The 14,247-nt window shown below is 71.6% G+C and carries 12 protein-coding genes; 7 read left to right on the top strand and 5 right to left on the bottom strand.

Annotated features, from left to right (window positions below):
• Positions 1-123 precede the first annotated feature (123 nt).
• Positions 124-792, top strand: coding sequence for a TetR/AcrR family transcriptional regulator (locus tag EAO77_RS05025; RefSeq protein WP_147986896.1), 669 nt, complete (start codon positions 124-126; stop codon positions 790-792).
• A 181-nt stretch (positions 793-973) separates the two neighbouring features.
• Complete coding sequence (locus EAO77_RS05020; protein ID WP_147986895.1) at positions 974-2,500, top strand: MFS transporter; 1,527 nt, start codon at positions 974-976, stop codon at positions 2,498-2,500.
• Positions 2,501-2,632: 132 nt separating this feature from the next.
• On the opposite strand, the gene EAO77_RS05015 is transcribed toward EAO77_RS05020, so the two are convergent.
• Positions 2,633-3,148 carry a MarR family winged helix-turn-helix transcriptional regulator gene (locus EAO77_RS05015; RefSeq protein ID WP_147986894.1) on the bottom strand — a complete coding sequence of 172 codons (516 nt, stop codon included), beginning with the start codon at positions 3,146-3,148 and terminating at the stop codon, positions 2,633-2,635.
• 98 nt (positions 3,149-3,246) lie between these two features.
• Between EAO77_RS05015 and EAO77_RS05010 the strand changes: the two genes are divergently transcribed.
• On the top strand, positions 3,247-4,029 hold the full coding sequence (locus EAO77_RS05010) for a dioxygenase (protein ID WP_147986893.1): 783 nt from the start codon (positions 3,247-3,249) through the stop codon (positions 4,027-4,029).
• Between the two features lie 36 nt (positions 4,030-4,065).
• Here the strand turns inward: EAO77_RS05010 and EAO77_RS05005 are convergent, their stop codons facing one another.
• Complete coding sequence (locus EAO77_RS05005) at positions 4,066-4,635, bottom strand: GNAT family N-acetyltransferase (protein WP_147986892.1); 570 nt, start codon at positions 4,633-4,635, stop codon at positions 4,066-4,068.
• 148 nt (positions 4,636-4,783) lie between these two features.
• On the opposite strand from EAO77_RS05005, the gene EAO77_RS05000 reads away from it, so the two are divergent.
• Positions 4,784-5,782 carry an RNA polymerase sigma factor RpoD/SigA gene (locus tag EAO77_RS05000; RefSeq protein WP_147986891.1) on the top strand — a complete coding sequence of 333 codons (999 nt, stop codon included), beginning with the start codon at positions 4,784-4,786 and terminating at the stop codon, positions 5,780-5,782.
• A gap of 158 nt (positions 5,783-5,940) precedes the next feature.
• Here EAO77_RS05000 and EAO77_RS04995 read toward each other — a convergent pair whose 3' ends face one another.
• Entirely contained in the window at positions 5,941-6,900 is a 960-nt protein-coding gene (locus EAO77_RS04995) for a helix-turn-helix transcriptional regulator (RefSeq protein WP_147986890.1), read from the bottom strand.
• 62 nt (positions 6,901-6,962) lie between these two features.
• Between EAO77_RS04995 and EAO77_RS04990 the strand changes: the two genes are divergently transcribed.
• Positions 6,963-8,510 carry an MFS transporter gene (locus EAO77_RS04990; RefSeq protein WP_147986889.1) on the top strand — a complete coding sequence of 516 codons (1,548 nt, stop codon included), beginning with the start codon at positions 6,963-6,965 and terminating at the stop codon, positions 8,508-8,510.
• Between the two features lie 118 nt (positions 8,511-8,628).
• Here the strand turns inward: EAO77_RS04990 and EAO77_RS04985 are convergent, their stop codons facing one another.
• Entirely contained in the window at positions 8,629-9,387 is a 759-nt protein-coding gene (locus tag EAO77_RS04985; protein WP_147986888.1) for a DUF6227 family protein, read from the bottom strand.
• Positions 9,388-9,531: 144 nt separating this feature from the next.
• Positions 9,532-10,602, bottom strand: coding sequence for a P1 family peptidase (locus tag EAO77_RS04980; protein ID WP_147986887.1), 1,071 nt, complete (start codon positions 10,600-10,602; stop codon positions 9,532-9,534).
• A 209-nt stretch (positions 10,603-10,811) separates the two neighbouring features.
• On the opposite strand from EAO77_RS04980, the gene EAO77_RS04975 reads away from it, so the two are divergent.
• Positions 10,812-11,933, top strand: a complete 1,122-nt coding sequence (locus tag EAO77_RS04975; RefSeq protein ID WP_147986886.1) for an MFS transporter — start codon at positions 10,812-10,814, stop codon at positions 11,931-11,933.
• Positions 11,930-14,242: a molybdopterin oxidoreductase family protein gene (locus EAO77_RS04970; protein WP_147986885.1), complete on the top strand. Its 2,313-nt coding sequence runs from the start codon at positions 11,930-11,932 to the stop codon at positions 14,240-14,242. The genes EAO77_RS04975 and EAO77_RS04970 overlap by 4 nt, the downstream gene beginning before the upstream one ends.
• Positions 14,243-14,247: the final 5 nt, after the last annotated feature.

Here is a 14,247-nt window from a genome sequence, read left to right as displayed (position 1 = left end):
GGGGAGCCTTTCCCCGTTTGCACCCGTGTCCCCACGAAACGGGGATGGGCTCCCCGCTTACGGGGCCGCCCCTTCAGAGCCTCCGGCGCACCCGCCGGACATCGAACGGAAGGACGTGGAGCCGTGGGAACCGCCGCCACCGAGACGCCCCGCGTGCCGCGACCGAGGGCCGACGCCCTGCGGAACCGCGAGCGGATCGTTTCGGCCGCGCGCGAGATGTTCGTCGAGTTCGGACCCGAGGTCCCGCTGGACGAGATCGCCCGCCGCGCCGGAGTCGGCAACGCCACGCTCTACCGCCACTTCCCCGACCGGCAGGGCCTCGTGCGCGAGGTCGTCGTCTACGTGATGTCCCGCACCACCGACCAGGCGGAGCGGGCGTCGGCCGAGGAGGCCGACCCCTTCACCGCGCTGCGGCGGTTCGTGCACGCCGCGGCGGACGAACGCATCGGCGCACTGTGCCCCATGCTCTCGGGCGACTTCGACGCCGACCACCCGGACCTGCACACCGGCCGCGAGCGTCTCGACCAGGCGGTGCTGAGCCTGGTCGGGCGGGCGCAGTCGGCGGGCCGGATGCGGGCGGACGTCGCCGTCGGAGACCTGATGGTCGCCCTCTCCCAGCTCACCCGGCCCCTGCCGGGTACGGGCTGCCTGAACATGGACCGTTTCGTCCACCGCCATCTCCAGCTGTTCCTGGACGGACTCGAGGCGCCCGCGCGCTCCGAACTGCCGGGTTCGGCCGCGACCCTCGAAGACCTGCGGAGCATCGCCATGACGGAAACGGAGCGCAGCTGACGCCGAGGCGGCACTGACCGCTCCCGCCGGCCCGCGCCCTCGCCCGGGCGCCCGCGCCGGCCCCGCACTTCACCCCGCCCGGGGCGTCCCGACGCCGTGACGTCCCGCCCCGCGGACTTTCTTCCCCGACCTTCCGACGCGCCCTCGCGCGACCTTTTTCCGTACAGAGGTGGCCAGACCCATGCCGAAAACTCCTGACATGTCATTGCCTGACCCGAGCCGCTGGAAGGCCCTGGTCTTCATCGCCCTCGCCCAGCTGATGGTCGTGCTCGACGCGACGATCGTGAACATCGCGCTGCCGACCGCCCAGCAGGATCTGGGGATCTCGGACGGCAACCGGCAGTGGGTCATCACCGCCTATGCCCTGGCCTTCGGTGGTCTGCTGCTCTTCGGCGGCCGGATCGCCGACCTGTGGGGCCGCAAGCGGACCTTCGTGGTGGGCCTGATCGGCTTCGCCGCCGCGTCCGCGCTCGGCGGAGCGGCCACCGGCGAGGCGACGATGCTCGGCGCCCGCGCCCTCCAGGGTGCCTTCGGCGCACTGCTCGCGCCCGCCGCGCTCTCCCTGCTCGCCGTGATGTTCACCGACGCCAAGGAGCGCGCCAAGGCGTTCGGCATCTACGGAGCGATCGCCGGTGGCGGGGGCGCCGTCGGCCTGATCCTCGGCGGCTTCCTCACCGAGTACCTGAACTGGCGCTGGACCTTCTTCGTGAACATCCCGTTCGCGATCGTCGCCGCCGTCGGCGCGTACTTCGTCATCCGTGAGCCCAAGGGCGCGCGCAACCGGTCGTCGCTCGACATCCCCGGCGTCGTGCTGTCCACGCTGGGCCTGGTCGCGCTCGTCTACGGCTTCACCCGGGCCGAGTCGGCCGGCTGGTCCGACGGTCTGACGATCGGCATGTTCGTGGCCTCCGCCGTGCTGCTGCTCGCCTTCGTCGTCACCGAGGCCAAGGTGGCCTCCCCGCTGCTGCCGCTGCGCGTCCTGACCGAGCGCAACCGTGGCGGTGTCTACCTCTCGCTGGGGCTCGCCGTCATCGCGATGTTCGGGCTGTTCCTGTTCCTGACCTTCTACCTGCAGGTCGTGAAGGGGTACTCGCCGGTGAAGACCGGCTTCGCCTTCCTCCCGATGATCGTGGGCATGATCACCGGTTCCACCCAGATCGGCGCCCGTCTGATGACCCGGGTCCCGCCGCGGCTGCTGATGGCCCCCGGCTTCCTGGTCGCCTCGTTCGGCATGCTGATCCTGACCCAGCTGGACGTCGACAGCTCGTACACGGGCCTGATCCTTCCCGCGCAGCTGCTGCTGGGCCTCGGCATGGGTACGGCGTTCATGCCGGCGATGTCCCTGGCCACGCACGGGGTCGACCCGGCCGACGCGGGTGTCGCGTCCGCCATGGTCAACACCTCGCAGCAGGTGGGCGGCGCCATCGGCACCGCGCTGCTGAACACGATCGCCGCGTCCGCCACCACCTCGTACATCGCCTCGCACGCCGCTGGGGCGAGCGACCCGAGGCTCCTGGAGCTCCAGGGCATGGTGCACGGCTTCTCGTCCGCGATCTGGTGGGCGGTCGGCATCCTGGCCGTGTCCGCCCTGATCGCCGCGACCCTCGTCAACACCGGCCGTCCGGGCGGCGGGGCGCCCGTCGCGGGCTCCGGTGGCGCGGGTGAGGGCGCCGAGGACGAGGTGCGGATCCCGGTCGTCGTCCACTGAGGCGCGCCGATGCCGCGGCTGACGCCGGCAGGCCCCGCCCGGTTCCCACCGGGCGGGGCCTGCGGCGTTCCGGCCCGCCCCCGCTCCGCGGCGGGCCTGCTGCCGTCGACGCGTTCCGGCGGGTCCGGGCCGTCAGCGCAGCCAGGGCAGGTCCGCGCCCGTGTCCTGGGGCTGGAGTGCCTCCGCCATCACCTGCATGATCTCGCCCAGCTGACGGACCTGTTCGGGCGACAGCCGGTCGAACATCGCCTGGCGCACGGCCTCCACATGCCCGGGCGCCGTCCGCCTGAGGACCTCGAAGCCCTCGTCGGTGAGGACCGCGTTCTGCCCCCGCCGGTCGGAGGGGCAGTCCTCGCGGCGCACCCAGCCGTTCTTCTCCAGGCGCGCGATCGCGTGCGAGAGCCGGGAGCGGGTGATCTTCGCGTCGATGGCGAGCTCGGTCATCCGGCGCCGGCGGTGCGGTGCCTGCGAGAGCTGCACCAGCAGGCCGTAGTAGACGTGCGGCATGCCCGCGTCCCGCTGCAGCTGGCGGTCGAGATGGTCCTCCAGGAGAGTGGTGGCGTGCAGGTAGGAGCGCCATACGCGCTGCTCTTCCGCGGTCAGCCAGCGCGGCTCGCCGCCGCCGCCACCGATGGATGCCGTGTTCATGCGTCCCACTCTACGACCCCATTCTTGAAAGTTGAACTAAATGGGCTTAGGGTAGGGGTCAGCTTGAAAGTTCAAGTAGATCGGGAGCAGGAGCCGTCATGAATGCCACCCCCGCCACGGAGCGCATGCCCGCCCTCTACCTCTCCCACGGCGCCCCGCCCCTCGCGGACGACCCCGTCTGGCCGGGCCAGCTCGCCGCCTGGTCCGCCGGCCTGCCCCGCCCCACCGCGATCCTCGTGGTCTCCGCCCACTGGGAGGAGGCACCGCTCGCCCTCGGCGCGACCGAGTCCGTCCCCCTGGTCCACGACTTCTGGGGCTTCCCCGAGCACTACTACCGCGTCCGCTACGACGCCCCCGGCGCGCCGGCCCTCGCCGCATCCGTCCGCGCGATGCTCCGCCGGGCGGGCACGCCCGTGCAGGACGTGCCGGACCGTGGTCTCGACCACGGCGCCTACGTGCCCCTCGTCGAGATGTTCCCCGGCGCGGACATCCCGGTGCTCCAGATCTCCATGCCGACCCTCGACCCCGTCGAGCTCCTCGGCATCGGCCGCAGGCTCGCGCCGCTGCGCGACGAGGGCGTGCTGATCGTCGGCAGCGGCTTCTTCACCCACAACCTGGCCGCCCTGCGGCACGGCGGGACCCCCGGCTGGTCCGCGGAGTTCGACGACTGGGGCCGCGAAGCCCTCGTCCGCGCCGACGTGGACGCGTTGCTCGACTTCGAGAACAAGGCCCCGGCCGGCCGCCTCGCCCACCCCCGTACCGAGCACTTCGCCCCCCTCTTCGTCACCCTCGGCGCGGCGGAGGGGGAGCTGGGGACCGGGCGCAGCGTGATCGACGGCTTCTGGATGGGGCTGGCCAAGCGGTCCGTGCAGTTCGGCTGAGCCGCCTTCGGGGGCCGGCCACCCGGCCCCGGGCCGTCAGGAGGGCGACAGCGGCTTCTCGTACCAGGCCACGTCCCAGTACCGGCCGAACTTGCGCCCCACCTCCGCGTACGTGCCGACGTGGTGGAAGCCGAACCGGGTGTGCAGCCGGACCGAAGCGTCGTTCGGCAGGGCGACCCCGGCGTAGGCGCGGTGCAGGTCCTCGCCCTCCAGGGCCGCGAAGAGCGCCCCGTACAGAAGGGTGCCGACCCCCCGGCCCACCGCCTGCGGAGCGCAGTAGACGCTCACCTCGACGGAGGTCGCGTAGGCCGCCTTCGGGCGGAAGGGGCTGCTCGTGGCGTATCCGAGCACCGCGCCCGGGGTGCCGTCGGTGAACGGGCGGGCATCGTCCGCGGACGAACGGGAACCCTCCTGAGCAACCAGGAGACGGTGAGGGCCGTCTTCCGGGTGGGAGCTCAGCCACGGACGGCGCTGTCCGGGGGTGAATTCCGCGGTGTCGAAGGTGATCGCCGTCTCTCGGACGTAGTGGTTGTAGATGGCCGTGAGGGCGTCGAGATCCCCCTCCGTGGCCGCTCTGACCTGCACCTCGGTGCGTGGTCCGGTCATCCTGCCTCCCCTGGTGGCCGGACAGGGTACTGCATGATCACGGAAATCGATGCACCGCATGGGAATTCTGTCCGGATTCCAGTCGTTGTTTCCATCGGATGCAGGGCACCCGGGAGGGTGTCGCGACCTACTTTGCAAGGGAGCTCGCATGGCAACCCGTGCCGTCGCCCGTCGTCAGGCCGAGTCCGGAGGGACCGACAGGGCGGGCAGCGTTCGCGCCGTGGGCGGAGAGATCGCCGACCGCGACCTGGTCGGCATGTATCTCGACGAGATCGCGCGGACGCCACTGCTCGACGCCGCCAAGGAGGTCGAGCTGTCCCAGACCATCGAGGCGGGCGTCTACGCCCGTCAGATCCTGGACGGGGACGTGGAGAGCGAGGCCCAGGGGGCCACCCGTGAGGAGCTGGAGGCACTCGCCGAGGCCGGCGAACGCGCCAAGGACGTCTTCATCCGCTCCAATCTGCGCCTCGTCGTCGCCGTGGCCCGCCGCTACCCCCGCAGCGGTCTGCCGCTTCTCGACCTGATCCAGGAAGGGAACGCCGGCCTGGTGCGCGCCGTGGAGAAGTTCGACTACGCGAAGGGCTTCAAGTTCTCGACCTACGCGACGTGGTGGATCCGCCAGGCGATCACCCGCTCGATAGCCGACCAGTCCCGCACCATCCGGCTCCCCGTCCACCTGGTGGAGGAGCTCGGCCGTATCCGCCGTGTCCAGCGCGAGTTCAACCGCGAGCACGGCAGGGACCCGGAGGCCGCCGAGGTCGCGGAGGAGCTGGGCTCCAGCCCCGAGCGCGTCGCCGACGTCCTCGACTGGGCCCGTGACCCGGTCAGCCTGAACATGCCCGTGGACGACGCGGGCGAGACCCAGTTCGGCGACCTGCTGGAGGACACCTCGGCGGTCTCGCCCGAGCAGTCGGTGCTCACGCTGCTGCGCAGCGAGGAACTCGACGGCCTCATCGGGAAGCTGGACAACCGCACGGCCTCGATCATCCGCATGCGCTACGGCATCGAGGACGGCCGGGAGCGCACGCTCACCGAGGTCGGCAAGGAGCACGGACTGACCCGGGAGCGGATCCGGCAGATCGAGAAGCACGCCCTGCTGGAGCTGAAGAAGATGGCCCGCGACACGGGCTTCGACGCGGCGGCCTGACGTCCGGGCGCCCGCCCGCCACGGCCGCACCGCGGTGCGCCGGGCCGGGCGGCGCCGCGATCGCGGAGGGCGGCGCGCCCGCCCGCCTCCGCAGGAGGAGACCAGTGCACCAGGGCGGGGCGCGCCTCGCCCGTGCCGCCGGCGCGGTGCCGGGCGGGTCAGGTGGTCGCGCGGCCGAGTCGCGTCGCCAGGTCCGCCATGTGCTCCCGCAGCACGGGCGGCCCGTGCACGGTGAACTCGCAGTCCACCAGCGCCAGCCGCAGCGCGAGCCACTCCACCGAGTCCGCCGACCGTGTCCGCAGACGGCAGGTGTGCTCGCCCGTCGGCTCGGGAGCCCCGAGATGCTCGGGGAGCCGCGCCGTCACCTGCGCCGCCGACGCCCTGAACGTCACATCGATCTCGTGTTCCGTCTGCTTCCGCGACATCGTGTGACCCAGCAGTTCGGCCGCGTCGCCGACCGGCGCCTGCCGCGGAGTGAAACGCGCCCCCGTCGCGAACGGCTCCGTCACCCGGTCCACGCGGAACGTGCGCCAGTCCTCGCGCTGGAGGTCGTACGCCACCAGGTACCAGCGCCACCCCGTAGAGACCAGCCGGTACGGCTCGACCAGCCGCTTGGTCTCGGCCCCGTCGCCCGCGCGGTACGCGAAGCGCAGCCGCTCCTGGCCGGTGACCGTGCCCGCGATGGCCGTCAGGATCTGCGGGTCGATCGTCGCCCCGTCGCCGCGGGTCAGCGGCAGGGTCGCCGCCTGAAGGATGGCCACCCGGTGCCGCAGCCGGGACGGCAGCACCTGTTCCAGTTTCGCCAGGGCGCGCACCGCCGCCTCCTCGATGCCCTCGATCGCGTGGCCGGCCCCCGCCCGCAGGCCGACGGCGATGGCGACCGCCTCCTCGTCGTCCAGCAGCAGCGGCGGCATAGCGGTGCCGGCCACCAGGCGGTAGCCGCCCACGGCCCCCTTGGTCGCCTCGACCGGATAGCCGAGATCGCGCAGCCGGTCGATGTCGCGCCGAATGGTGCGCGGGCTGACCGTCAGCCGTTCGGCGAGTTCGCTCCCCGGCCACTCGCGCGGGGTCTGGAGGAGCGAGAGCAGGTGCAGAAGTCGTGCCGGAGTGTCCGTCATGTCCCTCAGGATGCCGGTCATCTAGGCCATGAACTGACCTACATGGCTTCCAGAATGTTCGTATGAGTTCACAGCAGGCACCACAGCCCGCCGCGACGGGCGCGGCATCGGACCGCAGGCGATGGATCGCCCTCGCCATCGTCATGACCGCGGCGTTCATGGATCTGGTCGACGTCACGATCGTCAACATCGCCATCCCCAGCATCGAGCGCGACCTCGGCGCCTCCTTCGGCGCCATCCAGTGGATCACCGCCGGGTACGCGCTCGCCTTCGCCGCCGGCCTGATCACCGGCGGGCGGCTCGGCGACATCCACGGACGCAGGCGCCTGTTCCTGATCGGCATCACCGCGTTCACCGTGGCCTCGGCGCTCTGCGGATTCGCGCCCAACGCGGAGACGCTCGTGGCCGCCCGGCTCCTCCAGGGCGCGTCGGCCGCGCTGATGGTGCCGCAGGTGCTGGCGATCGTGCACGTGACCTTCCCCGCGCACGAGCGCGGCAAGGTGTTCGGACTCTTCGGCGCGATCGTCGGCCTCGGCGCCGTCTCGGGCCCGCTCCTCGGTGCCCTGCTCACCCAGTGGAACCTCTTCGGCCTCGAATGGCGCCCGATCTTCCTGATCAACCTGCCGGTGGGCATCGCCGGGCTGATCCTGGGCCGGAAGTACATCACCGAGTCCAAGGCGCCCCGGGCGCTCCGGCTCGACCTGGTCGGCGTCGCCCTGGTGACCCTCGCGCTGCTCATGCTGGTCTACCCGCTGACCCGCGGCCGCGAGCTGGACTGGCCGCTGTGGGGACACCTGTGCATGGCGGGCAGCGTGCCGGTGTTCGCCGCCTTCGTCGCCTACGAGCGGTACAAGACCCGCAAGGACGGCTCCCCGCTGGTGGAACTGTCGCTGTTCCGGGTGAAGAGCTTCGCCGCGGGCATCGCCGTCCAGCTGACCTTCGGCATGGTGATGGGCATCTTCTTCCTGGTCTGGACGCTCTACATGCAGGTCGGCCTCGGCTGGAGCCCGCTCCGGGCCGGACTGACGGGTGTGCCGTTCTCCGTCGCGGTGTCGGCCGCGGCCGGGATGTCGGTCCAGCTGCTCGTGCCCCGCTTCGGGCGGAAGGTGCTCCAGGCGGGCGCGGTGACGATGGCCGCCGGCATGCTGCTCTACATCTGGGAGGCGGACCGCTACGGCACCGCGATCCACTCGTGGCAGATGATCCTGCCGCTGGTCGTGATGGGCGTGGGCATGGGCCTGATCGTCGCGCCGCTGACCGACGCGGTGCTCTCGGAAGTGCCCCGGGAACACGCCGGTTCGGCGTCCGGGCTCATCAACACGACCACGCAGATGGGCAATGCGCTGGGACTCGGGCTGGTGTCCGTGGTCTTCTTCGGCGTGATCGACGAGGAGCGGCTCGCACCGAGCACCATGGGGCAGGCGTTCACGGACGCCTTCCAGAACTCGCTGTGGTGGGTCGTGGCGGTGCTGGGCGTCATCTTCGCGGTGATGTTCGCCCTGCCGGCGAAGCCGAAGCAGCACCTGGAGGCCGGCGCCCTGGAGGAGCCGGAGACCGGCGCCGATGCCGGTCGGCGTCCTGCCGAGCCGGAGCCCGCGCTCGCGCGCTGACCCCGGCGGTGCCGCCGCCCGCCCGGGCCGCCTTCCGGCGGCCCGGGCGGGCACGGGTGCTCCGGGGCGGGCGGTCCCGGAAGGTGACCGTGCCCCTGGGCGGGGCGGGCGCGCAGGATCAGCGCACCCGGGTGCGCAGCTCCATCGCCTCGCGGGCGGCCCGCTCGTCCTCGTACACCTCGCACATGTGGCGTCCGTCGGGCGTCGCCGTGTGCTCGACCTCCCACAGGCTGGTCTCCGTGCCGTCGATCAGCAGGAAGGCGTGCTCGTAGAGGGTGAAGCCCGCGTCCTTGCCGGAGACCCGGTACTGGCGGCCGAAGACCTGCGTGATGTGGTGGGCGAACGCCGATCGCAGCCGCCGTGCGGTCTCCTCCCCGGGACGGTCCCCGTTCTCCGCCCGGCGCAGCACCCGGCGGGCATGGTCCGCCGAGTCGTCGAGGACGTAGACCGGGGGGAGGGGCGGCGGGGGCGGCCCCATGAGCGAGGTGAGCAGTTCGAGGTCGGCGTCCAGGTCGAGGCCGGGGGTGCCGATGCCGTCGGCGAAGCCCGGGAAACCCTCGGGCAGTCTGGACGCCGCCAGCCTGGCCTCGGACTCCTCCACGTAGAGCTCGTGCTGGTCGGCGCCGTCGCGCCCGGTGCTGTGCACCAGCTCCCACAGCGTCAGTGAACCGCCGTCCCGCAGCAGGTAGGCATGGCGGTACATGGACCGGTGCAGCCCTGCCGTGTGGTGCGAGAAGTGCAGTGAACTGACGTGAGCCAGCGCCGAATCGAGGCTTTCGACCGTCGTGTCGGGCAGATCGAAGGAGTTGAGCGCCCGACCGAGGAGTCGCGCGAGATGAGCCCCGGTCGTCTCGTACGGATCGATGAGATCGTTCAAGAGGTGTCTCCAGGCCGTCGCCACACGTCACTTGCTGATTGCTAAACGTAGCGCTTGGGTCGGACAACGCGGTCAAGGTTCAGGTAAAACGAAGGGGGAGGCGGCGCAAGTTCCGGGTTGTGCAAGGGCCTTGGCCGGGATGCGTCAGCCGGTTCCGTAGAGGTCGCGGTACGAGGGGTACCAGCCGCCCGGACCGTCGATCCCGTCCGCCGCCCGGACCGCCCGGACGATCGCCTCCGTGACCGCGTCGGCGCCCGCCGCCAGGATCTCGTTCAGGGCGAGCGGGTCCTTCGCGTCCAGTGCCCTCGCGCCTGTGGCCAGGGCGAACACCGTGTCCCCGTCGTTGAGGAGATGCACCGGACGCACGGCGCGCGCGATGCCGTCGTGTGCGGTGCCGGCGAGTTTCTGGGCCTGGGCGCGGGTCAGATCCGCGTCCGTGGCGACCACCGCGAGGGTCGTGTTCAGCGGCGCGGGGCCGTTCCGTTCGCGTGCCTCGGCCAGCCGCAGTTGCGCAGCGGCATGTACCGCAGGCGATGGACAGGTGGCGCGTTCCGTGACGTACGCGCCGTACAGCGCGCCCGTGCGCGGGTCGACCGCCGAGCCCACCGCGTTCGCGACGACGAGGGCCGCCACGGTGACGCCGGAGTCCAGCACCTGGGCCGCGGTGCCGACACCGCCCTTGAAGGAACCGATCACCGCCCCCGTGCCGGCGCCGACCGCGCCCTCGGGAACGGGCGCGCCCTCCGGGGTCGCGGCAGCGGCCTCCACCGCCGCCCGGCCCGTCGAGGCGTCGGGCCGGGCCCGCCAGTCGCCCCCGCGGCCGAGGTCGAAGACGCAGGCCGCCGGCACCACCGGGACGACCTGCGACGGATCGGGCCCCACCCGCACCCCGCGCTGCCGCTCCTCCAGCCACGCCATCACCCCGGCCGCGGACTCGAGGCCGTAGGCGCTGCCGCCGGTCAGGACGATCGCCTCGACGCGCTGGACCAGGTTGCGGGGATCGAGCGCGTCGGTCTCCCGGGTGCCGGGGCCTCCGCCGCGCACGTCGACCGCCGCGACGGCGCCGCCGGCGGGGGCGAGCACGACCGTGGTGCCGCTGAGCGCACGCGCCCCGGCGACCCGTGCGTGACCGACCCGCAGACCCCGCACATCGGTCAGCCCGCCGGAGGTCCGCCCCTGCGCGGCGCCCGTCCCACTGCTCTCGTCGACGTCCATGCCCTTCACGGTAGTTGAGCGCGCGGAGGTGGAGCGTCCGGACGGATGACCCTCCCGTGGGCCCGCGAGCGGCGCCCCGGGGGCGGCTCGCCGGGCGGTGCGCACGGGGTTGGTGGCGCTGGGCGCGCGGCCTGCGGATCCGGCGCCACGGCTCACCCCGCTGTCGTACATAACGGGCTATTGAGGTCAAAGCGCCCTACCGTGGCTCCGTGACCGAGCCACCAGAAGCCCCCGCCGTACCGGCGAAGCCGTCGGTGCCCCCGGCCGCTGCGTCCGACGCCCCCGCCGGCCCGGGCAGACGCGGTCCGCTGCCCGTCGCGCAGCGGGCGACGCTCGCCGGCATCGCCGTGTCCGTGCTGCTGATCCTCGCGATCGTGCTCGGCAGCCGGATGCTGAAGGACTTCGACTCCGCCCTGCTGCCGTACGCCGTCGCCACGGTCTTCCTCGCCTTCGGCGTCGCCTACCGCTACACGGTCTGGGTCTCCTCTCCCGGCGCGCGCCGGCTCTTCAAGGAGGGCTGGCGCAGCTTCTTCTCGGCGTCCAACTTCCGCCGGGCACCGACCGCCCTGCCGAAGATGATCGCCACCTACCTCGGTTTCCAGAAGTTCCTCGGAGCCCGCTCCCACGCCCGCTGGGCCGCCCACCAGCTCATCTTCTGGGGCTGCGTACTGGCCGCGCTGATCACCTTCCCGCTGACCTGGGGCTGGTTCACCTTCACCTCCGGCACCGGCTCGGGCCCCGGGTACGAGATGCGCATCTGGGGCCTGAAGGTGCTGGGCTTCGACGCGCTGAACTTCTTCGGCTGGATCATGTTCCACGGCCTGGACCTCGCCGCGGTCCTCGTCATCCCCGGCGCCTCCTACTTCCTGTGGCGCCGGATGAAGGACCGGGGCGCCATCACCGGTCAGCGCTTCGCCTACGACCTCGTCCCGCTGATCGCGCTGATCGTCATCTCCGTGACCGGCCTGCTGCTCACGTTCTCCTCGCTCTTCCTGCACGGCGGCGGTTACGAGTTCCTCGCGATCCTGCACATGGTGTCGGTGGTCTTCACGCTGATCTACATCCCGTTCGGCAAGTTCTTCCACATCGTCCAGCGGCCGGCCGCGGTGGGCATGCAGCTGTTCAAGTACACCTCCCGGCAGGACGACGAGGTCTTCCCCTGCCGGCGCTGCGGACAGCCCGTCGACACCACCGCCTACGTCGAGAACCTTCAGGGCACGATGCGCGACCTGCGGCTCGACTTCGCCGAGTGGGCCGAGTACTGCCCCCGCTGCAAGCGCGTGCTCCGCGGTGGCGCGTACCTGACGCATGTCAAGAAGGGCTTCAAGTGACCGCCGAGCAGCACCGGACGCCCGTCCCCCTCGACCCCTCCATCGCCCCGCCGGGCACGCGCAACTTCCGCGACGCCGGAGGGTTCCCCGCCGACCAGTGGCACGCGGACCAGACCGGCGAGACCCTCGTGCCCACGCACTGCTGCTTCTGCGGCGTCCAGTGCGGCATGTATCTCCGTGTCGATCGCGGAGGGAAGGTCTTCGGCGTCGAGCCCCGCAACCACGACATCAATCGCATGCGGCTCTGTCCCAAAGGCATCAACGCCTACCAGCAGGTCAACCACCCCGACCGGCTGACCGCCCCGCTGATGCGCCGCAGCCGGGACGAGCCCTTCCGGGAGGTGTCCTGGGAGGAGGCGCTCGACTTCACGGTGTCGGAGATTCGGCGGATCCAGAGCACGTACGGCAACGACGCGTTCGGCCTGCTCGGCGGGGCCAGCCTGTTCTCCGAGAAGACGTATCTGGTCGGGAAGTTCGCTCGGGTCGCCCTCAGGACCCGCCATGTCGACTACAACGGCCGGCTGTGCATGGTCTCGGCCGCCGGGGCGAACAAGCTCGCCTTCGGCATCGACCGGGCGGGCAACCCCTTCTCCGACATCCTGCTCACCGACTGCCTGCTGATCGCCGGCTCCAACGTCGGCGAGTGCTTCCCCGTGATGACTCAGTACGTATGGGGCGCCAGGGACCGCGGTGCCTCGCTGATCGTCGTGGACCCGCGCGAGACGGCCATCGCCCGCACCGCCGACATCCACGTCGCGCTGAAGCCGGGCACGGACGCGGCCTTCTTCAACTCCGTGCTCAACGTCGTCGTCGAGGAGGGCCTGACCGACGAGGCGTACCTCGCCGAGCACACCACGGGCTGGGCCGAGGTCCGTGCCAAGGCGGCCGAGTACCCGCCGTCCCGCGCCGCGGAGATCTGCGGCGTCCCCGCCGAGCAGATCGTGCTGGTCGCCCGGACCTTCGCGGGCGCCGGCAAGGCCATGGCCTGGCACGCCCGGGGCATCGAGCACCACTCCCAGGGAGTGGAGAACTGCCTCACCGTCATCAATCTCTGTGTCGCCACCGGCAACATCGGCAGGCCCGGCGCCGGATACGGCACCATCACCGGCCAGGGCAACGGGCAGGGCGGCCGGGAGCACGGCCAGAAGTCCGACCTGCTGCCCGGCGGCCGGTCGATCACGAACGAGGAGCACCGCCGGCAGATCTGCGAGATCTGGGGCATCGAGGAGTCGGAGCTCCCGCCCGCCGGCACCTCCATGATGGAGATGGTCTGGCAGATGCAGCGCGGGGAGATCCGCGGACTGATCGGCATCTGCAACAACCCCTTCGTGTCCCTGCCCAACTACCGGGTGGTGAAGGAGGGGTACGACGCCATCGAGTTCCACGCCCAATTCGACTTCTTCCTCTCCGAGACAGCCGCCAACGCACACGTGGTCTTCCCCGTCACCACCTGGGCCGAGGACGAAGGCGTGATGGCGAACGCCGAGGCCCGGGTGGTCAAGCACAACAAGGCACAGGAACCTCTTCCGGGCGTGCGCACCGACACCTGGGTCATGTGCCAGCTCGCCCAGCGGCTCGGAGCAGGGGACAAGTTCGCCTTCGCCGGTTCCCGCGAGGTCTTCGAGGAACTGCGGATCGCCTCCGCCGGAACGGTCAACGACTACTACGGCATCACCTACGAGCGCCTGGAGGAGACCGGAGGCATCGCCTGGCCCTGTCCGTCCACCGACCACCCCGGCACGCCCCGGCTCTTCGAGGACGGCAGGACGTACCACCCCGACGGCAGGATCCATCTCCAGGTCGTCGAATGGCACCCGCCGATGGACCCGTACAGCGACGAGTACCCCATGTCCCTGACCACCGGCCGCACCGTCGCCCACTTCCTCTCCGGCAACCAGACCCGCCGTCTGGGCGCCCTCGTCGAACAGACCCCGCGCCCCTGGGTGGAGGTGCACCCCTCGCTCGGCTTCCGCTCCGGGGATCCGGTCCGTGTCGTCACCCGGCGCGGCAGCGAGGTCTTCCCCGCCCTCGTCACCGAGGCCATCAGGCCGGACACGGTCTTCGTGCCGTACCACTGGCCCGTCCCGACCGCCGCGAACGCCCTCACCATCGACGCCCTGGACCCCCGCTCCAAGATTCCCGAGTACAAGGTGTGCGCCTGCCGCGTCGAGGCCGGCGACGCGGTCGACCTCGTCCCCGCGCCCCCTGTGGCGCCCGGGCACACGGCGTATCCCGAGACGCAGGTGTCCCGCACCGACCCCCTGCCGCCCACGGCCCCCCAGGGCCGGGGCACCGCCGAGAGGAGCTGAGGCCG

It is taken from the genome of Streptomyces sp. T39 (assembly GCF_008042045.1).
GTDB lineage: Bacteria > Actinomycetota > Actinomycetes > Streptomycetales > Streptomycetaceae > Streptomyces.
This window is presented reverse-complemented; position numbering and strand designations above follow the sequence as displayed.